Source organism: Pradoshia eiseniae, from assembly GCF_002946355.1.
GTDB lineage: Bacteria > Bacillota > Bacilli > Bacillales > Pradoshiaceae > Pradoshia > Pradoshia eiseniae.
Map to the genome: position 1 here is coordinate 535,263 of NZ_PKOZ01000001.1, position 20,786 is coordinate 556,048.

Annotated in this window: 19 protein-coding genes (1 of these 19 only partly in view); 10 read left to right on the forward strand and 9 right to left on the reverse strand. The window is 44.2% G+C overall.

The features are described from left to right. Positions 1–2,524, forward strand: partial view of a Cna B-type domain-containing protein gene (locus CYL18_RS02590; protein ID WP_456238402.1) — the end only. It extends 2,780 nt beyond the left edge of the window; 2,524 of the gene's 5,304 nt are visible here — the last part of the coding sequence; its start codon lies beyond the left edge, outside the window; its stop codon occupies positions 2,522–2,524. 144 nt (positions 2,525–2,668) lie between these two features. On the opposite strand, the gene CYL18_RS02595 is transcribed toward CYL18_RS02590, so the two are convergent. Continuing rightward, positions 2,669–2,962 (reverse strand): KOW domain-containing RNA-binding protein, encoded by a 294-nt coding sequence (locus CYL18_RS02595; RefSeq protein WP_104847892.1) that lies wholly within the window; start codon positions 2,960–2,962, stop codon positions 2,669–2,671. A gap of 251 nt (positions 2,963–3,213) precedes the next feature. Here CYL18_RS02595 and CYL18_RS02600 point away from each other — a divergent pair, with 251 nt between their 5' ends. From CYL18_RS02600 to CYL18_RS02615, 4 genes are all read left to right on the forward strand, one after another. Then, the gene (locus CYL18_RS02600) at positions 3,214–3,402 is read left to right on the forward strand and encodes a hypothetical protein (protein ID WP_146102803.1); all 189 of its coding nucleotides are present in this window, start codon (positions 3,214–3,216) and stop codon (positions 3,400–3,402) included. A gap of 44 nt (positions 3,403–3,446) precedes the next feature. Beyond that, the gene (locus CYL18_RS02605) at positions 3,447–4,112 is read left to right on the forward strand and encodes a potassium channel family protein (RefSeq protein ID WP_104847894.1); all 666 of its coding nucleotides are present in this window, start codon (positions 3,447–3,449) and stop codon (positions 4,110–4,112) included. A gap of 15 nt (positions 4,113–4,127) precedes the next feature. Then, a complete protein-coding gene (locus CYL18_RS02610) occupies positions 4,128–5,456 on the forward strand; it encodes a TrkH family potassium uptake protein (RefSeq protein WP_236636199.1) in 1,329 nt (442 codons plus the stop codon). A 110-nt stretch (positions 5,457–5,566) separates the two neighbouring features. Further along, the gene (locus tag CYL18_RS02615; protein WP_104847896.1) at positions 5,567–6,052 is read left to right on the forward strand and encodes a pyridoxamine 5'-phosphate oxidase family protein; all 486 of its coding nucleotides are present in this window, start codon (positions 5,567–5,569) and stop codon (positions 6,050–6,052) included. A 136-nt stretch (positions 6,053–6,188) separates the two neighbouring features. On the opposite strand, the gene CYL18_RS02620 is transcribed toward CYL18_RS02615, so the two are convergent. Beyond that, positions 6,189–7,361, reverse strand: a complete 1,173-nt coding sequence (locus CYL18_RS02620; protein WP_104847897.1) for an ROK family transcriptional regulator — start codon at positions 7,359–7,361, stop codon at positions 6,189–6,191. 155 nt (positions 7,362–7,516) lie between these two features. Here CYL18_RS02620 and xylA point away from each other — a divergent pair, with 155 nt between their 5' ends. Continuing rightward, positions 7,517–8,836, forward strand: a complete 1,320-nt coding sequence (xylA, locus tag CYL18_RS02625) for a xylose isomerase (protein ID WP_104847898.1) — start codon at positions 7,517–7,519, stop codon at positions 8,834–8,836. A 24-nt stretch (positions 8,837–8,860) separates the two neighbouring features. Then, positions 8,861–10,363, forward strand: coding sequence for a xylulokinase (xylB, locus tag CYL18_RS02630; protein ID WP_104847899.1), 1,503 nt, complete (start codon positions 8,861–8,863; stop codon positions 10,361–10,363). A 425-nt stretch (positions 10,364–10,788) separates the two neighbouring features. On the opposite strand, the gene rarD is transcribed toward xylB, so the two are convergent. Further along, a complete protein-coding gene (gene rarD / locus CYL18_RS02640; RefSeq protein WP_104847901.1) occupies positions 10,789–11,715 on the reverse strand; it encodes an EamA family transporter RarD in 927 nt (308 codons plus the stop codon). A gap of 126 nt (positions 11,716–11,841) precedes the next feature. Further along, positions 11,842–12,300: a GNAT family N-acetyltransferase gene (locus CYL18_RS02645; protein WP_104847902.1), complete on the reverse strand. Its 459-nt coding sequence runs from the start codon at positions 12,298–12,300 to the stop codon at positions 11,842–11,844. Positions 12,301–12,517: 217 nt separating this feature from the next. Here CYL18_RS02645 and CYL18_RS02650 point away from each other — a divergent pair, with 217 nt between their 5' ends. Then, entirely contained in the window at positions 12,518–13,261 is a 744-nt protein-coding gene (locus CYL18_RS02650; protein WP_104847903.1) for a polysaccharide deacetylase family protein, read from the forward strand. A gap of 22 nt (positions 13,262–13,283) precedes the next feature. Here the strand turns inward: CYL18_RS02650 and CYL18_RS02655 are convergent, their stop codons facing one another. The 4 genes from CYL18_RS02655 to CYL18_RS02670 all read right to left on the reverse strand — a co-directional run bounded on the left by CYL18_RS02655 (position 13,284) and on the right by CYL18_RS02670 (position 17,793). Then, positions 13,284–14,375 carry a YkvI family membrane protein gene (locus CYL18_RS02655; RefSeq protein WP_104847904.1) on the reverse strand — a complete coding sequence of 364 codons (1,092 nt, stop codon included), beginning with the start codon at positions 14,373–14,375 and terminating at the stop codon, positions 13,284–13,286. A 179-nt stretch (positions 14,376–14,554) separates the two neighbouring features. Continuing rightward, positions 14,555–15,619 carry a YkvI family membrane protein gene (locus CYL18_RS02660; protein WP_104848338.1) on the reverse strand — a complete coding sequence of 355 codons (1,065 nt, stop codon included), beginning with the start codon at positions 15,617–15,619 and terminating at the stop codon, positions 14,555–14,557. 440 nt (positions 15,620–16,059) lie between these two features. Then, on the reverse strand, positions 16,060–17,016 hold the full coding sequence (gene trhO / locus CYL18_RS02665; protein WP_104847905.1) for an oxygen-dependent tRNA uridine(34) hydroxylase TrhO: 957 nt from the start codon (positions 17,014–17,016) through the stop codon (positions 16,060–16,062). Between the two features lie 135 nt (positions 17,017–17,151). Continuing rightward, complete coding sequence (locus tag CYL18_RS02670; RefSeq protein WP_104847906.1) at positions 17,152–17,793, reverse strand: TetR/AcrR family transcriptional regulator; 642 nt, start codon at positions 17,791–17,793, stop codon at positions 17,152–17,154. Between the two features lie 221 nt (positions 17,794–18,014). Here CYL18_RS02670 and CYL18_RS02675 point away from each other — a divergent pair, with 221 nt between their 5' ends. Continuing rightward, positions 18,015–19,643, forward strand: coding sequence for an FAD-binding protein (locus CYL18_RS02675; protein ID WP_104847907.1), 1,629 nt, complete (start codon positions 18,015–18,017; stop codon positions 19,641–19,643). 48 nt (positions 19,644–19,691) lie between these two features. Further along, positions 19,692–20,147, forward strand: a complete 456-nt coding sequence (locus CYL18_RS02680) for a CoxG family protein (protein ID WP_104847908.1) — start codon at positions 19,692–19,694, stop codon at positions 20,145–20,147. Between the two features lie 193 nt (positions 20,148–20,340). On the opposite strand, the gene CYL18_RS02685 is transcribed toward CYL18_RS02680, so the two are convergent. After that, positions 20,341–20,568: a hypothetical protein gene (locus tag CYL18_RS02685; protein WP_104847909.1), complete on the reverse strand. Its 228-nt coding sequence runs from the start codon at positions 20,566–20,568 to the stop codon at positions 20,341–20,343. Positions 20,569–20,786 lie beyond the last annotated feature (218 nt).

A 20,786-nucleotide genomic window follows, 5' to 3' on the forward strand; every position in this document is an offset into this window, starting at 1 on the left:
CGCGCAGAATGACTGGGCGTACACTTGGAAAGACCTCGACGTGAATAAAAATGGCGAGCAGATCAAGTACACGGTGGTTGAGGATGAGGTAAAAGGCTATACGCCAACTATCAGCGAAGCGGAAGGCGGCTACATCATCACCAACACCCATAAGGTTGCGCAGACTAATGTCTCCGTCGAGAAGAAATGGGAAGACCAAGATAACCAGGACGGCATCCGTCCTGACTCCGTAACAGTGCAGCTTATGGCTGATGGGGAATCCTATGGAGACCCGGTTAAGCTTAACGCGAAGAACGACTGGGCGTACACTTGGAAAGACCTCGACGTGAATAAAAATGGTGAGCAGATCAAGTACACGGTGGTCGAGGATGAGGTAAAAGGCTATACGCCAACTATCAGCGAAGCGGAAGGCGGCTACATCATCACCAACACCCATAAGGTTGCGCAGACTACCGTCTCCGTCGAGAAGAAATGGGATGACCAAGATAACCACGATGAAAAGCGCCCAGACTCCGTAACAGTGCAGCTTCAAGCCAATGGCGAAGCCTTTGGTGAACCAGTTAAGTTAAATGCAGAGAATGAGTGGGCGTACACTTGGACAAACCTCGACGTGAATAAAAATGGTAAGCGGATCGACTACACCGTGATAGAAGAAGAGGTGGAAGGCTACACCGCAGTTATCACTGGCGATGCGGCTAACGGCTACACCATCACCAATAACTACGAACGTGGTAGCTTGACGGTGAAAAAAGAGGTCGATTCTGAAGATGATGAGATGAATGTAGAGGGAGCTGAGTTCACCTTCATCATTACAGGTAAGGATTATAAACAAACTATTACCTTGCCTGCTGGAGAAAGTAAAACACTTACAGCCTTAACACCTGGTGAATATTCCATTGTGGAAATTGATCCAAGTGATGCATACGATGGATATATCCTTAATGGTGTCCATGTGAATGGAAAAGCTGCCAGTAAATCAGAAAACGACTATACTTCTGGTGTAATAGAAGTTAAGAAAAATAACACTTCTGAAGTCACGTTTGTTAACGTTTATGGGCCTGTAGGTAGCTTAGAAGTGAAGAAAGTTGATTCCAAAGACGATACTAAAGTCTTGGAAGGTGCAGAATTCACTCTTACTGACAAAGATGGTAATGAGCAAATCGTAAAAACTGATAAGAATGGATTTGCCGCATTTGATGAACTTAAATATGGTGAATACACATTAGTGGAAACGAAAGCTCCTGAAGGTTACCTATTTGGTAAACAAACAGAGTGGAAGGTAACAATCGATAAGGATCATAAAGTTGTTGCGAAAACTATCGAAAACATCAAAGAAAACCCTAGCCTTAAAGTCGTTAAAAAAGCCGATAAAGAAGTATACAAAAACGGAGACAAAGTCCACTATACTATTACGGTAACCAATGATGGCAACGTGGATTTGGCAGGCATCTCCCTAGAAGGTGTATTCTCCAAAGACGGCAATAGCGATATCGAGCAATTGACTGCTGTAGGCTATGATGGTCCATTTGATTTGAAGGCAGGTAAATCAGTAGTATTTGATGTCTACTACAAGATTCCTGAAGCTGACAAAGGCGGTACAACATATAAGAATGTTGTTGAAGTCAAAGTTAAAGTTGGCGACACTGAAATCATTGACGAAGATGAAGAAATCGTCATTGTGGAAAGTGAACCTAGCCTTAAAATCGATAAAACAGCCGATAAAGAGGAATACAAAAATGGGGACAAGGTCCACTATACTATTACGGTAACGAATGATGGTAATGTGGATTTAGAAGGTATCTCCCTAGAAGGTGTATTCTTGAGAAACGGCGAAAGATATATCGATTTGACTGCTGAGGGTTATGATGGTCCATTTGATTTGGCAGCTGGAGAAACAAGAACATTTGATGTTTACTTCGAGATTCCGATGACAGATGTGGCCGGTACAACATATAAGAATATTGCAACAGTCAAAGTTGGCGACAACGACACAGGTATCTTTGACGAAGATGATGCAATAATCGTTGTTGAAAGTGACCCAGGTCTTACAATCAACAAAACAGCCGACAAAGACGAAGTCGAAGTGGGTGAAACCATCACCTACACCATCGATGTCACTAACACAGGCAATACAGCATTGACTGATGTGAAGGTCATCGATGAAATGGTTGGCCTTGATGAAACAATCAGCCAGCTGGATGTAGGGGAAACTAAAACATTCACAGTTACCCATGAAGCGACTAGTGATGATATCGGTGAATTAACCAACCTTGCAGTAGCAACTGTAACGATTGATGGGGAAGAAATCGTCCAAAAAGCTACAGCAACGGTTATTGTCACAGATGTATTAGGAGTGGCTGTTGAGGTGGAAGAGCCAACCACAACCGAAAAGGTAGTGGCGACTGTGAAGGATATTGTGAATCCAAAAACAGGCGATGATGGATTGAACCTCTTCTTAGCATTAGTTATGTTCATGTTTGCTGGTATCGGTTTATATTATACGAGAACAAAAGATAAACATTAATCGAATGACCAGTAAGCAGTAAAGAAAGGATGGCGCCGAATTTAGGCAGCCATCCTTTTCTTCATATGTAAGCAAACAAAAAGGCGGAGTCATCTCCGCCTAGCGATTAAGTTGAATCCTGCTATTTATATAGATGGGAAAGAATTAGCTGAGCGTATTGCAGTTATTCAAATCTTGCTTGAAAGATTCGAATAGCTCATCATCCCCAAGAGAGAGGGCTAGGTTCATTAAGTCTAAATAGTCATCAGCTGTTAATTCTGTTTCGTCCATTGTACGCAAGGCTGTATAATGGAATTTTCTTGTTCTTAGGTTGTAGTAAGGTTTTTCGAAATAAACAGTTGCAATTCCATTGTCCATATCGACTTTGGCAACTGTGCCCTCAATCATTTCGGTACCCTCTTTTACATAGACTCGGTCACCAACTTTGAATGTTTTCATGGTTCTCAACATCCTTTATGTCGAATTTGGTCGAACTTTATACAATTATATTTACCCTTTTTTTAGCAAATGTAATCTTCTCTGCACACAACTTCTTAAATAGAATATACCTTTTTTTCTGCTTATGTTTAAAAATACGAAATGAATTATATTGATATATTAAGGTGAGGAGATTAATAGGTTGCTGGATGATGATTGTCTGTAGGGTTCTTTTGTTTGACTGCTCAGGGAAAAAGGGAAGCATCAGGACGGTGAAGCAGGCTGCTGAAGCAACGGAAGAGAAGGCGGAAACAGGAAGTCGATTTCAGATGTGTCAAAGAAAACGGAAACAGAGAATTATAAGAAGATTACCTCAAGAAAAATGGGGAATTAACGCAGAAGCAAGGTTAGCACCACTAACCTTGCTTTTTATATTTCCTGAACTTAAAGATTTTGGATGAAATTTATTGTATTTCAATATACTAATGACGAACAGGGAGGGCTGATGATGGGATCGAAAGTACAATATGCAGTCATCGGACTTGGCCGATTTGGCGGCGCGGTAACGAGAGAGCTATTCAATATGGGACGTGAGGTCTTAGCGATTGATGCCAATGAAGACTTGGTCCGGGAATACTCTGCTTACTCTACGCATGCGATGATTGCCAATACGACAGATGAAGCGACGATTAAGGCGCTTGGCATCAAGAACTTCAACTATGTCATCGTTGCGATCGGAGATGATATCCAGGCAAGTATCCTCACGACCTTGATATTAAAAGAAATCGGCGTGGAGAATGTATGGGTGAAGGCTCAGAATGAGTATCACCATAAGGTGCTTGAGAAGATTGGGGCTGACCGTATCATACACCCGGAGAAGGATATGGGCACGCGTATCGCACAGCATCTCGTCTCCCAGCATGTCATTGATTATATTTCACTAACAGAAGAGCATAGCATGATGGAAATTAAGGCGACGGATAAGCTTGCAGGGAAAACGCTGGTTGAGGTTAACATTCGCCAGCGGTACCGCTGCACGGTTGTGGCCATTTGGCGAAACGCTGAGTTAATTATGACGCCACTTCCGGGTGAAGTCATCCAAGAGGGGGATATCTTGATGATGATTGGCAAGAAATCAGATCTCACCCAATTTAGCGAAAAAGAATTATAGCATAGGGGGATGAGGATGAAGCAAAGAAAGCGGAAAATGATCAATCTCACACCCCCTCAAGTTCTGGCGCTGGGGTTTGCGCTCGTTATCCTCCTGGGAACCCTGCTTCTTAAGATGCCGATCTCGACCAAGGCGGAAATCACCTGGATGGAGGCGTTCTTCACGGCGGCATCAGCGACGACGGTGACTGGGCTTAGCGTGATAGATATAGGGACAACTCTCTCGGTCTTCGGGGAATGCGTGATGATTGTCATGATCCAAATCGGAGGCCTCGGCTTGATGACCTTTGCCATCTTTACGCTCATCCTGCTTGGGAAGAGGATTGGCCTGAAGGAGAGGCTCCTCATGCAGGAATCATTTAACCAAACCTCTATTGGCGGTGTCATCCGCCTCGTGAAAATCTTATTCATTTTTACGCTCGCAGTTGAGCTTGCCGGCACTGCCATTCTCTCGCTCAAATGGATTCCGGAATATGGGGCTGTGAGAGGTTTGTTCTATAGCTTGTTTCATTCGGTTTCGGCCTTTAATAATGCGGGTTTTGCCCTGTTTTCGGATAATTTAATTGGATTTTCGCATGATGGGCTCATCAATTTGGTCATATCTTTTCTTATTATTACCGGCGGTCTCGGGTTTACTGTATTCGTTGATCTGTCGAATAAGCGGAATTTTAAGAACCTGAAGCTCCATTCGAAAATCATGCTTATCGGGACATTGGTGCTGAATGTGACAGCGATTCTTTTGTTATTCCTGCTCGAATATTCAAACGAGGCGACGATTGGCTCGCTGCCGCTTGGAGAGAAGCTGTGGGTGTCATATTTCCAGGGAATTGCTCCGCGTACGGCTGGTTTCAATACAGTTGATATCGCCGATATGACAAACGGATCCCTGCTTTTGATTATGCTGCTCATGTTTATCGGTGCCGGCAGCGCTTCTACCGGGTCCGGGATTAAGGTAACAACCTTCGTCGTCATCGTCTGGTCTGTTTTGGGCTATATCCGGGGGCAGAAGAATCCGGCTATGTTTGAACGCAACATTCATCAAACCGTTGTCATCAAATCATTGGCAGTGACCATGATTGGACTTTTCTTTGTCTTTCTGACAGCGTTCCTGCTGACCATTACCGAGGAGGCACCAATGTCTGTCATCCTCTTTGAGTCATTCTCGGCCTTTGGGACCGTTGGGCTCTCGATGGGGTTTACACCTGATTTATCACTGGTTGGGCGGATACTGATTATTATTCTCATGTTCATCGGTCGTATTGGACCTTTGACATTGGCGTTCTCTTTTGCAAGATCAAAGGAATCGAAAATCCGCTATCCAGAGGAAGATATTTTTATCGGATAACGTTCTTCAGCCAAAGCCATTTGCTTGGCTGTTTTTTATATCGCTAGAAATGATTAAGAGGAATCTAGAAGGGTATCATACCTACAAAAGCTAAGGGAGGAAATAACAGGATGATGAATAACTATAACAAAGAAGAAATTGAAAAACTGCGTGATTTAATTAAAGATATTGATACAGCTATGCTGACAACGAGCACACCAGAAGGGCTGCTCTCACGCCCGATGATGACACAGGAGGTCGAATTTGATGGCGACCTCTGGTTCTTCACGATGAAGGATACGGATAAATACCGCGAGATCCTGCATGATAGTGAAGTGAACGTCTCCTATGCAGGCAAATCCTATGTCTCTGTCAGCGGGAAAGTAGAAATCGTTGAGGACATGGACAAGAAGCGTGAGTATTGGAATAAAGCGTATGAGAAGATGCTTGATACTTCCTATGATGATCCTAATTTAGTTTTGTTGAAGGTGAATGTCAGGTCTGCTGAGTATTGGGAAACGGGCAGCATGACGAAGAATGCGGTTAACCTGTTCAAGAAAATGACAGGCAGTGATGAAAAAGATCCTTCTGACATGAATAAAACCATCAAGTTTTAGTAAAGCAAAGGGGCTTGCTCAATTAGGGCAGGCTCCTTATTTAGGCAAAAAAATCCCCTCCTAACCAGCAGGAAGGAGGGTTTTAAGGAATTGAGAGCAGCTGCGATTACTCTTACATGATACTTATCGGTAAATACTAAAAGATATTTACCTTTTTTTGATGCAGATCCATCGCAAGAAAATGCTCTGCCCCAAAGGCGGCGGCTCCTAATGCGGCCGAATAGACGGATAGATTGGAGAAGCTGATTTGAAGATCGGTTTGACTGTTCTTTAGGCTTCTTTTCTTTACCGTTGACATGATGGAATCTGTCATCAAGTCCTTTGCCATAGCAAGCCGGTTGCCGATGATGATTTTCTCAGGATTGAACGTATTGGCGATATTGGTGATGCCGATGCCGAGAAAGGTTCCAACCTCACAAAATAGCGGTTTCAGATCATGAGCTTCTGGATTCATCAAATCCTCCAGGGAAAGATCATTCTGGTCAGGCAGAAGGGATTCGGCCTTCCTAAGCAATGCGCGTTCAGATGCGTATAACTCCCAGCAGCCTTTATTTCCGCATGGGCAAGGGAGTCCGTCATATTGGATGGACATATGCCCCATTTCACCGGATATCCCGTTAGACCCTTTAAAGAGCTGTCCGTTCAAGATAAAGCCGACGCCAATCCCGATGCCGGCACTGACATAGACCATATTGTCACATTCCTGGCCAGCACCGAGGGTTTTCTCCGCATAGGCGCCTGCATTTGCCTCATTTTCAATGATGACTGGGATAGAGAAAGCGTTCTCGATTTCCTGACGGAGATTCTTATGCTCCCATCCAAGGTTTGGGGCAAGTAAGATATCGCCTTCGTTATTGACAATACCGGGAATTCCGATGCCGATACCGACAACGCCATAAGGGCTTTCAGGAACGGATTGGTGAAGATCCTGAATCATGGAGATAATCTTGGCGACAGCAGCGGGATAATCCTTATTTTCGGTTCGTTGTTTTTTCTTGCGGATGATCGCTCCGTCCAAGGTGGCCAGTATGCCGAGTATGTAATTGACACCGACATCAATGCCGATGGTATATCCAGCGCTGTTATTGAATAGAAGCATGACAGGGCGTCTGCCGCCGCTTGATTCTCCGGGGCCTGATTCCAAGCAAAGATTCTCCTCAATCAGTTCACTCACTAGAGAGGAGATTGTTCCTTTAGTCAGTCCGAGCATTTGGGATAAGTCGGCACGTGAGATTGGCGCCTTATCGCGGATTGCCTGCAGGATGATTTGTTTATTGTTCAGTTTGACAACTTGCTGATTCCACTTCATTGTTTCCTCTCCTTCGTGTACTCCTATAATTAGTTATACCATAAGAATGATTAATTTAAAAACTTTGTTTATTCGTTAGACAAACAAAGTTTTCCATGCTACAATTTTCCTGTAGGTTGTAAACGATTACATAAAGGACCGAGGAGGAAGAAAAGATGAGCTATTTTTCAAATGTACAGCAGATTCAGTATGAAGGACCGAACAGCCAAAAGGATTTTTCATTCCGTTATTACAATCCGAAAGAGCAAGTGAATGGACAGACGATGGAAGAATTGCTGCGTTTCGCTGTGTCTTATTGGCATACTTTTACCGCAGAGGGTACGGATCCATTCGGACAAGGCACGATGCTAAGACCATACAACCACTTATCTGGATTGGATTTGGCGAAGGCACGTGTAGAGGCTTCATTTGAATTCTACGAAAAATTGCAAGTCCCATTCTTCTGCTTCCACGATGTCGATATTGCACCGGAAGGAACGAGCCTTGCTGAGACGAATAAAAATCTGGATGCTATTGTCGCGATGATTAAGGATTACATGAAAACAAGCAAGACAAAGCTTCTCTGGAACACGGCTAATATGTTCTCCCATCCGCGCTGGGTACATGGGGCAGGCACTAGCCCGAATGCTGATGTATTTGCTTACGCGGCAGCGAAGGTTAAGAAGGGGCTTGAAGTCGGCAAGGAGCTTGGCGCACAGAACTATGTGTTCTGGGGCGGACGTGAAGGCTATGAGACATTATTGAACACAGATATGAAGCTTGAGCTGGATAATCTGGCCCGTCTTTTCCATATGGCGGTTGACTATGCGAAGGAAATCGGTTTTGATGCCCAGTTCCTGATTGAACCGAAACCGAAGGAACCGACCAAGCACCAATATGATTATGATGTGGCGACTGCCCTATCATTCTTGCAAGCCTATGACTTGGCGGATTCCTTTAAGTTTAATATAGAAGCGAACCACGCGACACTTGCCGGCCATACATTTGAGCATGAACTACGCGTTGCCCGTATTCATGGTATGCTCGGCTCCGTTGATGCAAACCAAGGCGACCCGCTCCTTGGCTGGGATACGGATGAATTCCCGACAGACTTGTATTCTACGACATTAGCGATGTATGAAATTATCAAGAATGGCGGCCTTGGAAGAGGAGGGTTGAACTTTGACGCGAAAGTGAGAAGGGGCTCCTTTGAAGCGGAAGACTTATTCCACGCCCATATCGCTGGCATGGACAGCTTTGCGATTGGCGCGAAGGTCGCGCAGAAGTTAATCGATGACAAGGTGCTGGATGAGTTCGTTGAGGATCGCTACAGCAGCTTCAAGGATGGCATAGGGCTTGAAATCGTCGAAGGAAAAGCAGACTTGAAGTCATTGGAGCAATATGCGCTTGGGCTTGGAGAGATTGCTAATCAGTCTGGCAGACAGGAACGATTGAGAGCGATTGTGAATGCTTATTTACTAGATGTTCTTCGCTAATGGATGTGGAAGGAGCCGGTAGAGATGAAGTATGTGATTGGAATTGACCTTGGGACAAGCTCGGTCAAGGCTTTGCTTATGAATGAGCTGGGAGAGGTGTGCGGTGAGGCAACGAAACCTTATCCGCTCATCCAAAAGAAAGCAGGCTACAGTGAACAAGCACCGGAGGACTGGGTGGAGCAAACAACAGAGGTGCTGAAGGAGCTTGTCACGCGGTTTGAAGGGAAAGGGAACTTGGATGATATTGTCGGCATCAGCTTCTCTGGGCAAATGCATGGGCTTGTTCTCTTGGATGAGAGTCATGAAGTGCTGCGTCCGGCCATTCTCTGGAATGATACGCGAACGACAAAGCAATGTGAGGAAATCTATCAGACGGCAGGCAGGGAGCGTATTCTATCTATCACGAAAAACCCTGCCTTGGAAGGATTCACCCTGCCAAAGCTGTTATGGGTGAAGGAGCATGAGCCAGACCTTTTTGAGAGGGCGTCCGTATTCATGCTGCCGAAGGATTATGTACGTTTTAAGATGACAGGGGCGATTCATAGCGAATATTCGGATGCGGCCGGAACGCTCCTTTTAGATGTTCCGAATAAGAAGTGGAGCAAGGAGATATGTGATATCTTTGGGATAAAGGATAGCCTTTGTCCGCCGCTTCTTGAGTCACATGGCTTTGCCGGGACGCTGACGCCTGAATTTTCGAGGAACACAGGTCTTTTAGCAGAAACGAAGGTGTTTGCAGGCGGAGCGGATAATGCCTGCGGGGCGATTGGGGCGAATATACTAAGTGAGGGCGCTACTCTTTGCAGCATTGGCACCTCTGGAGTCATTCTATCCTATGAGGCAGAGGATGACCTTGATTTCGGCGGACTCGTTCATTATTTCAATCATGGGAAAGAAGATGCCTTCTATACGATGGGAGTCACACTTTCCGCCGGCTACTCGCTCAGCTGGTTTAAGGAACAGTTTGCGAAAGAGGAAACGATGGAGCAATTGCTTGCCGGAGTGGAGGATATTCACCCCGGCGCGAACGGTCTCCTCTTTACTCCTTATCTATCCGGGGAGCGCACACCGCATCCGGATGCGAAGATACGCGCAAGCTTCATCGGAGTGGATGCGACCCATACGAGAGCCCATTTCGCCCGGGCTGTCATGGAGGGCATTACATTTTCCTTGAATGAATCGATTGAGATTTTCCGGGAGAAGGGAAAAACGATTGATACGATTGTCTCAATAGGCGGCGGTGCGAAGAATCCGGCGTGGCTGCAAATGCAGGCCGATATCTTCTCAGCCCGTGTCGTCACATTAAATAAGGAGCAAGGTCCAGCTCTTGGGGCGGCTATTCTTGCGGCCTATGGCGCCGGCTTATTCGCAAGCTTAGCAGAATGCGCGAAAGTATTCACCGCCTATAAGGATGAATATATGCCAAATCAAGAGAATGTGGAGCACTATCGCAAGCTTTACGCACTTTATAAGAAGGTGTATCCGCAAACGAAGGAAATATGCGAGAGTTTGATGGAATACCGTTAAAGTGTGAAGAAGCGAAAGATTAGTATAGGGCTGAGGCCTTCATCAAAGCAGTAAGTACTGTTTTGATGAGGGTCTCTTTTTTATGCTCCAATCTAACAATTTTAATAGAAAAGCGGGAATAATATGATATTGTGATATAATTTTTGTGGTCGAAAATGAAGAGAAGAAATGGATGGAAAACCATGAAGAATAATTCAGGGAAAGGAAAAGAGTATATAGGCAAAAGCATGGGGATAGAAACTCCCATGAAACAGCTGTTTAGCATGCGGATGATCCAACGTTTCAGTCTATGCGGATTCATTGTTGCGAGAATCTGGGTGCGTTTGAGCATACCGGGTCTTCTGAAATTATTTCTCTCACGAATATGTTGAAAGGTTACGTGCATATAAAACGGCGGACAGAGAAAACTGTCCGCCGTTGTTTATTTATACGGAGTGATTGGCATTCATCTTATACTGAGCTATCCGTTTCTGTCTTTTAGCAAAGACGATATTGCTTGTTGTATAGATGATAAGGGCTATCCAAATGCTTAGGAAGGATATCCATTCAAAGGCAGTCAATGTCTCCCCGTATACGAATACCGCCACAATCAGCATGAGGGTTGGCGCCAAGTATTGCAGGAAGCCGAGCATGATATAACTGATCTGCTTGGCCGCCGATGAGAACAAGAGCAACGGCACGACCGTCACAAGACCGCCCCCGATGGCAACTGCATTCAAGCTTGCTCCATAGCCCATGAAGGCATGTTCGGCAAAGAAGAGCAAGTAAATAAGCGCCAATGGGGTTAGAAGCATGGTTTCAACCGTCAGTCCGGTCCATGTATTCACCTTGACCGTTTTTTTAATCAATCCATACAGGCTGAATGTAATCGCAAGGCTGATGGCAGTCCATGGAATGGCCCCTTGACTGATGGATAGGAGAATCACGCCAATTGCTGCGATTAAGACCGCGATTGTCTCGCTAGCTCTGAGTCTTTCTTTCAGAAGCAACATCGCAAAAACCACATTAACGAGCGGGTTTATGTAATAACCAAGACTAGCGGATAAAATATGATTGCCATTCACGGAAAAAATGAACAAGAACCAGTTCACGGAAATCAGCAGGGTTGCTGCTGTGATGGCGAATAGCGTCTTCGGCTGTCGGCTAATCTGCCTAAGCTCCGCCATGACACTGTTCCGTTTGCCGAAGATTCCAATCAATATCACCATAAAAACAAATGACCAAATCATACGATGGGCCAGTATTTCAATGGCATCAATCTCCCCCGCGAGCTTCCAATACATCGGCAGGATGCCCCAAATGAAATAAGAGCCTGCCCCAACCAAAATTCCTAATTTCTTCTCTCTTTCCATACCCACTCTTCTTTCTGTAAGTTCTGCATTTTGCTGTCCTTCATTATACTCCTGTATCCGGAATAAGGGAATATGGATGGATGATATCTGGAGAGTTCTTTTGACTAGGGAAGGCATGAGCTAGGGTTATGTGAGCTTCTTTTCCATGAGGATATCTGTTTCCGTATAGCCTATTTTTTCATATAAACCTCTGGCTGCCGCATTATGGCCAAAGACATGGAGTCCTATGCTTTTTAAACCAAGATTCTTTGCCTCTTTTTCTATTTCTTCCATGGCTTTCTTTCCGTAACCCTTGCCTTGATGTTCTTCTCTAATATAGATGTCATAAATAAACCCCTTTTCGGACGAGCGCTTGGCAAGCCAAATAATCCCGACCTCATGCTCTCCATCTCGAATGGTGAAAAGGTATTGATTGGCCGTTTTTTCACCGTCAGACAATAGTTTTTCATATTCTTGCGCCGCCTTGCCAACTGCCTCTGACTCGTCCCAATTTCCTGCTTTAACATGTTCAGCCGCATAGTTTTTGATGGCAAAACGGAGGTATCTTTGAAACTCACTTGAATTCATCTTTTCTAATTTAACCAAAGCATTCCCTCCTTGCTGGATAATGAATAAGCCGCTCTATTTATAACCTACCATAATAAGTATATGGGGCGGCGGAAATCTTTTCGACAAGGTAAAGAAATCAAAGCAGGAATAGCTCCAGGCACATCGACCTCTTGTCTATTTTAGTTTTTTGTGTCTCCAATAGCATAATATCCCTGCCATGGGAAATGTTAAGGACAAAAAGGAGGCTTATCTTATGAAGCGGAAAAGTATCATTCTCGCCTGCTTGCTTGTCCTTTGCCTGCCGGGTGGTGTATTGGCGGAAAAGAAAATTCCAATCCTGATGTATCATTCCATTGCTAAATTCGAAGGGAAAGGGGACAAAGATTTATATGTGTCTCCAGAGGATTTCGAGAAGCAGATTCTTTATTTGCGTGAACATGGATTTACCCCGCTTACCTTTGAGGAATGGGATAAGCGGGAGAAGGTCAATAAACCTGTATTCCTGACCTTCGATGATGGATATAAGAACAATTTGAAAGCCTATGAAATCTTTAAGAAGCTTAAAACAGATGATTTCACGCCGAAAGGGACATTTTTCGTGATTTCTGATTTTTTAGGGCGCAAAAACCGTCTATCAAAATCTGATTTAAACATGCTGGCTGCATCAGGCCTGATTTCTGTGCAATCTCATACAGCGACTCATCCGAATCTGACGAAGGTTAAAGATCTGGCTGCTGAATTGAAAGGCTCGAAGGAAGCAATCGAGAAAATCACCAACAAGCCGGTAATAGCCTTAGCCTATCCATTTGGAAGCTTCAATCAAAGGGTGATTGATGAAACGAAAAAGGTGTATGATTTCGGCTTGGCAACGTCCATTAATGAGAGCGGAGGGAAAGATAGGCAGTATGAATTGTCGCGAATTTTCGTAACGGGTTCCATGACGTTAGATGAATTCGCTAAGCGAGTGGATAGAAATAGACAGAAGGCATCGGAATAGATCCGATGCCTTCTATGGTTTGTTAATTAAATTTATCCGCCTTAATCTGCATGGAGCTTTTTTGGAGCGGTGCATGGTGAACCGATCGTATCCATGACCATGTAATGGCGGCAAGCAGCATAAAGCCGACATAGCCCATGATTGGGTAGACCGTATTGACCAAGGTGGTGAACCCGGCAAAGCTCAGCGCAAAACCGATAATGCCAACCACACTGACCGATACCCCAAAATAACGTCCTTGCGGAACGAAGCGAACAGTAAAGGAGTAGAACATGCCGACGCATGTGTTATAAATCATCGCAAGCAGAATGATAGATAAGACATTCCCGACGATTGGCGATATCATATTCGCTAAATAAAGCGTTGGCATGTCCATGTTCTTAATGACGGCTAAATCCGTCATCATACCGGCATTGATAAGAAGAAGCAGAACCCCTAGCAGTATTCCCCCGATGATGCCGCCTATTCCTGCCTGCTTCTTGTCCTTGAATGTTCCGCCAATCACTGAAAGCATGGAAAAACCAACCGCGACATTAAAGGATACATAGAGCAGTCCGCTCAAGACCCAGTTAGCAGCGGATGCCTTCGTGCTATCCGCATATTGATTGACTTGATCCGGGTTAATGCTATTCTTCATCAGCGCATAGGCAACAATCACGATGACAATCACGAGCAGGAATGGAGTGATTGAGCTTATGATGCCGATAATCCGCTCAACCTTCAAAAGCATCGTCAGGACGGTGATGACCGTCATTCCTATAGCCCCGATGAAAGCAGGAATCCCGAATTGCTGCGTAACGATGGAACCTGCTCCGGCAATCATGATGACCCCGACGCCGAATAAGAAGAATGATAGAACGATATCAAGCGCATTGCCGAGATAGCGGCCGCAGAGGACCGTGATGATTTCTTTGTGTGATGTGGCTTGAAGATGACTGCTTAGCTGAGCCACCTGCATGCCAACAAAGGCAAATAGAACGGTAGACAATAGAATCGCGGGGATGCTAAACATCCCAAAATTAGTGAAAAACTGCAGGATTTCCTGCCCGGAACCAAACCCGGCGCCAACGATGACACCGACAAAAGCCCCGGCTAAATAAATGCTTTTTTTCATATGTAGGATACCTCTTCTTGGATGAAATCTGTAGATTTCAACGTATTTGTACTATAAGCTTTCAAGACATAACACCAGATTAAAGGAATATTGTGGAAATTGAAAGCGATATGGTCTTACGGAAAGGAAAAACAAACAAAGAGAAGGGAGCATCTTCTTTCCATGCTCCCCTCCTTAAATCATTCCTTCTCTATTTCCTTTAATGGCCGCATCCGAATAAACGCAATAATAAGGATTGCTATCAGAATCATGCCCAAATAGCCGAAAAGGGGATAGAAGATGGAGACTAATTGCTTGAATCCGAAGAAGCTGGCTCCAAATGCAATCAGCAAAGTACCGCCGACAAACCAATTAAATTTCTTCGTTTTCGGTGTAAAGAAGCGAGTACCGAACGAGAAGAACATGCTAACGGCTGAATTAAAAATCATCCCGAACAGAATGACAGAGTAGATGACGCCAAAAATCGGGGAAATATGATTAGCAAGCCCGAGGGATGGCATATCGTAATCTCCAACCACATCAATCTTGGCAAGAATGGCCAGATGGTGAATGACAATAAGGATACCGACTCCGATACCGCCTAGCATACCGCCGTATGAGGCAATTCGCTCCTTCGATTCATCACCGCCCATTACGAGTGTCATCGACGCGCCCATTGTAATGGCGAGTGAAACATAATTAATGACGGATGTGAACCAATGAGCGGTGGCAGAAGGCTGCTCCTTCGCCAAGGCATCTAATTCCATGAAGGAATAATCCTTCGTTGCCAGACTATACACGAATAGGACCACGACACCAATAATGAGAAAAGGGGTAATGGAGGCGATAATCTTTACGACCTGATCGACATTGGATAAGATGGCGATCAATACAAGGACAGTCATGAGAATGATACCCACATATTGCGGCATCCCGAATTGCTGGGCAAAGATTGAACCGGAGCCGGAAATCATGACCACTCCTATGCCGAAAAGGATAAATACGAGGATAGAATCAATGAGGATCCCTAAATAGCGCCCACTGATCTTATAAATGACTTCCTTATGGGAATCGGTATCAAGCCTGCTGCCAATCTTTGTTAAGACCATCCCTAAAAATCCGAATAAAACGATGGAGATGGCCGCACCAACGGTCCCCATCATGCCAAAGCTTGTGAAATATTGCAAAATCTCTTGTCCTGATGCAAAGCCTGCGCCAATTATAATTCCGATAAAGGCGCTGGCGATTTTTATGCTATTCTTCATATGGCCTCCTATCATGGTTATGAAAAAGATTTGAGGATTTTTGCTCATTCTTCCTCTAGGTAAAAACCCTCCTTTTCGCTCATACCCCAAATATTAGAAGATAATCCTTTTTTATGCTTTTAGTGAGATTCTGCCAAAAAATCTCCGCTTTCACTCATACATTGATCATATACCACATGTCGCATGATTACTGCCTTTACGGCTATTGTTTCGCTCATAAAGAAAAGTTTTCGCTCTTAATATAGGTGTTCGGCCATATTTGGAAATTTTTCGTCCTTAAAGATTGAAGTTTTGCCCAATTGAGCAATGATGAGAGTATAACGAGGAACAAAAACGTTATTCTTAAGACACTATTTTGCCAGACATTCCGCTTAAACGACAACAAAAAAGAGGAGAAATGCTGGTACTCAACATTTCTCCTCTTAATATCATTCAGCAGCTTAGCTTACAGATGCTGCTTCAAGCTTGCTTAATCGTTCCTGTACGTCTTCTTCCGATAAATCATGCTCAACAACGTAGCGGTTACGAGGATGGGTGCGGCATTCATGGCTGCAGCTGCGCATGTATTTGTGCTCATTCTCTTCACTGCAGAGAATTTGATCATTGCACTCTGGGTTGGCGCAATTCACGTAGCGCTCGCAAGGCTCGCCAGTGAAGTGGTCACGGCCGACAATGACATGCTCAACCTGGTTGATCGGCACGGCAATGCGCTCGTCAAAGACATACATTTGTCCGTCCCAAAGCTGCCCCTTAACTTCCGGATCCTTCCCATATGTCGCGATGCCGCCATGGAGCTGGCCGACATCCTCGAAGCCTTCGCGCACGAGCCAGCCGGAGAATTTCTCACAGCGGATTCCGCCTGTGCAGTAGGTCAAGATTTTCTTGCCTTCAAACATATCGCGGTTATCGCGTACCCATTGCGGAAGCTCACGGAAGTTCTTGATATCCGGTTTAATCGAGCCGCGGAAATGGCCAAGATCATATTCATAATCATTGCGGGCATCAAGGACAATGGTGTTCTCATCCTGCAGGCCTTCAAAGAATTCCTTCGGGCTTAAGTAGCGTCCTGTCAGCTCATTTGGATTAATGTCATCCTCTAAGCTTAGATTCACGAGTTCTGGGCGCGGGCGCACATGCATCTTCTTAAAGGCGTGCCCGTCAGATTCATCAATCTTGAAAACGATATCCTTGAAATTAGGATCGCTTTTCATTTTGTCCATATAGGCCTGTGTCTGTTCATAATCTCCTGACACGGTGCCGTTAATGCCTTCCTTGGCAACGAGGATACGGCCCTTTAAGCCAATCTCCTTGCAAAACGCTAAATGCTCCGCCGCAAATTCTACTGGCTCCTCAATCGGAGTGTAGTAATAATACAGCAATACTCTGTACTTACTCATGTTCTTACCACCCTAAATTTATATTTGCAAGATATACGTATTAAAAAGGTGATTTTTCAGATACTGTTCTCTTACAAATGAATATTATAGCAGGGATTAGTAAAATGTACTAATTCGGAAACTTAATGGAAATTGTTACGGTCTTAAATAATCCAGGAAGACGCGCTTCATGATGATTAATTGTTCCTCAGAAGTAAGCTCAGGTGCTGGCAGTTTCTCGTTTCCTTTTAGGGAAAGCTTGAATGTAAATACGGAGAAATTACTTAGAATGGTAGATAATATTTGAGCTGTACTCAGCTCCTGCTTGATGGTCCCGTCGTTTTTGTGCTTATCAATCATGCGAGTGAATACGATGGATATCTCATCCCGCATTTCGTAGTACATGTCGAGGTCATCAAATGAATCAATGGCGACGGCCTTATAGTTGATGAAATTATCGAGCAGCTTAGGCAAGGCACCCTCATCTTCGGACATTTGGTTAATAAAGAAATCCATGACGGCTGTCATCATTTCCATGCAGGAGGAAGTTTGTTGCTCAATCTCCTTTAAGGCATCCATCAGGATTTGCAGTTTGGCCGTTGCGACAGTCTGGATAATGATCTCCTTCTTCGGGAAGTAACGGAATAATGTCGCAATCCCAATATCGGCTTCCTTTGCAATCTCGTCCATTGTCGTATTATCGATACCTTTATGAAGAAACAGTTTCTCGGCCGCAGCCAATATGGTTTCTTTTCTTTTTTTCTTCGCTAGTTCTCTATTGCTTAAATGGCTGGCCATTTCATTATCACCTCATACTATTGTCCACGATATAAACCTTATCATAAACTTGAATTTTTCTAAAATAAAAAATTGTAAGCGAATTATTTTACAAGCTAATAAATCTTTTGGTAGGATGTAAATGAAAATGATAGTTGAACTATCATTTTATGGAAACGACCATTTAGGGAGTTAGTTTCTGCAGGATTGTCATCATACTTACATTTAGGAGGAGAACGGCTATGCCAGCGAGAAAACCAGAGAAATGGAACCGCGAAGTTGACGTTGTGGTCATGGGCACAGGCGGTGCGGCCTTAACAGCTGCCATCACGGCGCATGATCAGGGGTTAAAAGTACTAGTTTTAGAGAAAACACATCAAATCGGCGGAACAACAGCCTTCTCGGGCGGGGTACCTTGGATTCCAATGAATCGTTATATGAAGGAAAAGGGTATTGAGGATACTCGAGAAGATGCCTTGAAATACATTCGCAGAATCACAGGAGGAAAAGAACCAGATCCTGAGCTGCTTGAAGTATATGTTGATAACGCTTACAAAGCGATTGACTATTTGCATGAAAATACACCAGTCCGTTTTGCTGTACCGGAAAACTATCCAGAGTATTATGGATATTTCGAAGGCACAAAGGCAGGCCGCTCTCTTGACCCGCTGCCATATGACATGAACGAAATCGGAGAATACGGCGCTTTAATCCGTAATAACCCGACATTCCCTCCTTTAACGCTTGAAGAGGGCGGAGCAAAGGGCGGAATCGACTTCATGAAGATTGCCGAGCGGATGGAAAATAATATCGTTACAATGGGACGTTCCTTGATTGCCTCCATGGTGAAAGGCTGCCTTGACCGCGGTATTGAAATCATTTTGGAAACACCAGGGAAAGAGCTTGTCTTGAACGATGAGGGAGACGTAATCGGCCTTGTTGCAGAGCAAGGAGATGAAAAAATCTACATCGGCACATCCAAAGGGGTTATCATGGGCTCTGGCGGATTCGAATGGAATAAAGAATTGATCAAGACTTTCTTAAAAGGCGAAATCACGCACCCGCTTACTCCTTGGGGCAATGAGGGAGACGGGCTGATCATGGCGATGGAAGCAGGCGCAGCCTTGGGTAATATGAGTGAAGCATGGTGGTATCCAGCGATGCAGGATCCAACCTTTGAATATGAAGATCGCGTCATGAACCAATTGGGCGGCAGCGGACGTTTCGGCCCTAACAGCATCTTCGTCAACAGTAAAGGTAAACGCTTCGTTCATGAAGGTTCTACCTATAATGATCTACCAAAAGCATTCCATCATTATGACCCAGTCAATGTGGAGTGGCCAAACGAGAAGAACAACTGGATGGTCTTTGACCAGCAGATGAAGGACCGTACGATGATCATCACGATGATGCCTGGTGAAGAGGCTCCTGAATGGGTACCACAGGCTGAAAGCATCCGTGAATTGGCAGAGAAAATCAATATTGATGCAGATGCGCTTGAAGCAACGGTTAACCGCTGGAACGAACAGGTTGAAGCAGGAGAGGATACTGACTTCCACCGCGGGACAACCTTCTTTGAAGGACTCGAAATTGGCGGAGGAACACCAGAGAGAAACCTTGGCAAGATTGAAAAGGCACCATTCTATGCCGTTCCTGTCTACTACGGTTCATTAGGAACGAATGGCGGACCGCGCATTAATGAGAATGGCCAAGTGCTTAATCACCGCGGCAAAGCTATTAAAGGATTGTATGCAGCCGGAAACGCAGCAATGGGTATCTTTGGACAATCATATGTGAGTGCTGGCGGAACAATTGGACCAGCTATCACATTCGGCTATCTTGCCGGCTTAGCGATTGGCAAAGCAGAGTAACCAAGGGAAAGAAGTTAACTAAACCATTATAAAAAGGGGACATTTCACATGCCAGCAGGAACACATACAGTACAATTACCAGTAGGAATTCAGGAAATTTGGACATTCGTAAGCGATATGGACAAGTGGGCACCGCTTGTTCCGGGTTATATTGAGCATGAGATTATTAATGAAAATGAATCTACTTGGGCGTTTAAGGGAGACCTAGGATTCATGAAGAAAACTGTCAAGCTGAAGATTGATATTACAGAGTGGAAAGAGCCGACAACTGTAACCTTTAATTTGAAAGGATTATCCGATAATTTTAAAGGCGGCGGCTACTTCCAGGCAGAAGCAATCGATGAGAATAATACAACCATGACAGGCAATCTTGATATCACAGCAGGTGGCGCGATGGGACCTATGGTGAACTCTATCCTAAAGAACTTCGTTCCGAAAACAGCTGAAGAGCTGACTGTTGCAGTAGCTAATAAAATCAAAGAAGTTAATGGCGTTTCTATCTAACCCATCAAACATATGACCGAAGGCAATTTAGTGCCTTCGGTTTTCTTTTGACTGCATGCAGCTTTAGATTGCTGAGAAAGGACTTGCGTTGTCTTACCTATCCAGCAGAAGTTTTGGAACATGCGATTCCCTTCATCATTTTAGACAAATAAAAAAAGGACACCTGAATGAGGCATCCTTTGAAAGCTGATTTTTACCAAGGGAATATGACATAGCACGCACATGCAATGATCGCTAATGGTATATTGAAAAATATATAAATATATTGTTTTTGTTTTACGGCGACAATGGTAGAAATAAGAGCAATGACAACGGCTAAAGGAATAGTGAATATAAAGAGGTCAAGATAAAAGACATCAATATAAACAAGAGCTGTAATAATAGCGGTTATAATTGTCCATATAGCTGGATTTTTAAACATGATATAGCCTCCTTGCTTTAAAACATATCTTACTTTTTTAATATAATATAATACTGAAAATATTGTTTCAAGAGAAATCTGTATGAAAACAGCCTTCCTTTATTGATATTTTCATAATCCTCGAATTCATCGAATATTATCGTCTTTATGCTCCTAGTATCTACCTGAATTCCTTGCCCCTGCCAAGAGAAGATGCCACATTCCATCCTATTTCAAAA

What these genes read in the sequence shown, in the direction of transcription:
- CYL18_RS02675 (WP_104847907.1), top strand. Translation starts at nt 18,015, where the DNA reads ATGCCAGCGAGAAAACCAGAGAAATGGAACCGCGAAGTTGACGTTGTG.
- CYL18_RS02620 (WP_104847897.1), bottom strand. Translation starts at nt 7,361, where the DNA reads ATGAAGTGGAATCAGCAAGTTGTCAAACTGAACAATAAACAAATCATC.
- CYL18_RS02595 (WP_104847892.1), bottom strand. Translation starts at nt 2,962, where the DNA reads ATGAAAACATTCAAAGTTGGTGACCGAGTCTATGTAAAAGAGGGTACC.
- CYL18_RS02685 (WP_104847909.1), bottom strand. Translation starts at nt 20,568, where the DNA reads ATGTTTAAAAATCCAGCTATATGGACAATTATAACCGCTATTATTACA.
- xylA (WP_104847898.1), top strand. Translation starts at nt 7,517, where the DNA reads ATGAGCTATTTTTCAAATGTACAGCAGATTCAGTATGAAGGACCGAAC.
- CYL18_RS02670 (WP_104847906.1), bottom strand. Translation starts at nt 17,793, where the DNA reads ATGGCCAGCCATTTAAGCAATAGAGAACTAGCGAAGAAAAAAAGAAAA.
- CYL18_RS02660 (WP_104848338.1), bottom strand. Translation starts at nt 15,619, where the DNA reads ATGAAGAATAGCATAAAAATCGCCAGCGCCTTTATCGGAATTATAATT.
- trhO (WP_104847905.1), bottom strand. Translation starts at nt 17,016, where the DNA reads ATGAGTAAGTACAGAGTATTGCTGTATTATTACTACACTCCGATTGAG.
- CYL18_RS02610 (WP_236636199.1), top strand. Translation starts at nt 4,128, where the DNA reads ATGAAGCAAAGAAAGCGGAAAATGATCAATCTCACACCCCCTCAAGTT.
- rarD (WP_104847901.1), bottom strand. Translation starts at nt 11,715, where the DNA reads ATGGAAAGAGAGAAGAAATTAGGAATTTTGGTTGGGGCAGGCTCTTAT.
- CYL18_RS02650 (WP_104847903.1), top strand. Translation starts at nt 12,518, where the DNA reads ATGAAGCGGAAAAGTATCATTCTCGCCTGCTTGCTTGTCCTTTGCCTG.
- CYL18_RS02655 (WP_104847904.1), bottom strand. Translation starts at nt 14,375, where the DNA reads ATGAAAAAAAGCATTTATTTAGCCGGGGCTTTTGTCGGTGTCATCGTT.
- CYL18_RS02605 (WP_104847894.1), top strand. Translation starts at nt 3,447, where the DNA reads ATGATGGGATCGAAAGTACAATATGCAGTCATCGGACTTGGCCGATTT.
- CYL18_RS02680 (WP_104847908.1), top strand. Translation starts at nt 19,692, where the DNA reads ATGCCAGCAGGAACACATACAGTACAATTACCAGTAGGAATTCAGGAA.
- CYL18_RS02615 (WP_104847896.1), top strand. Translation starts at nt 5,567, where the DNA reads ATGATGAATAACTATAACAAAGAAGAAATTGAAAAACTGCGTGATTTA.
- xylB (WP_104847899.1), top strand. Translation starts at nt 8,861, where the DNA reads ATGAAGTATGTGATTGGAATTGACCTTGGGACAAGCTCGGTCAAGGCT.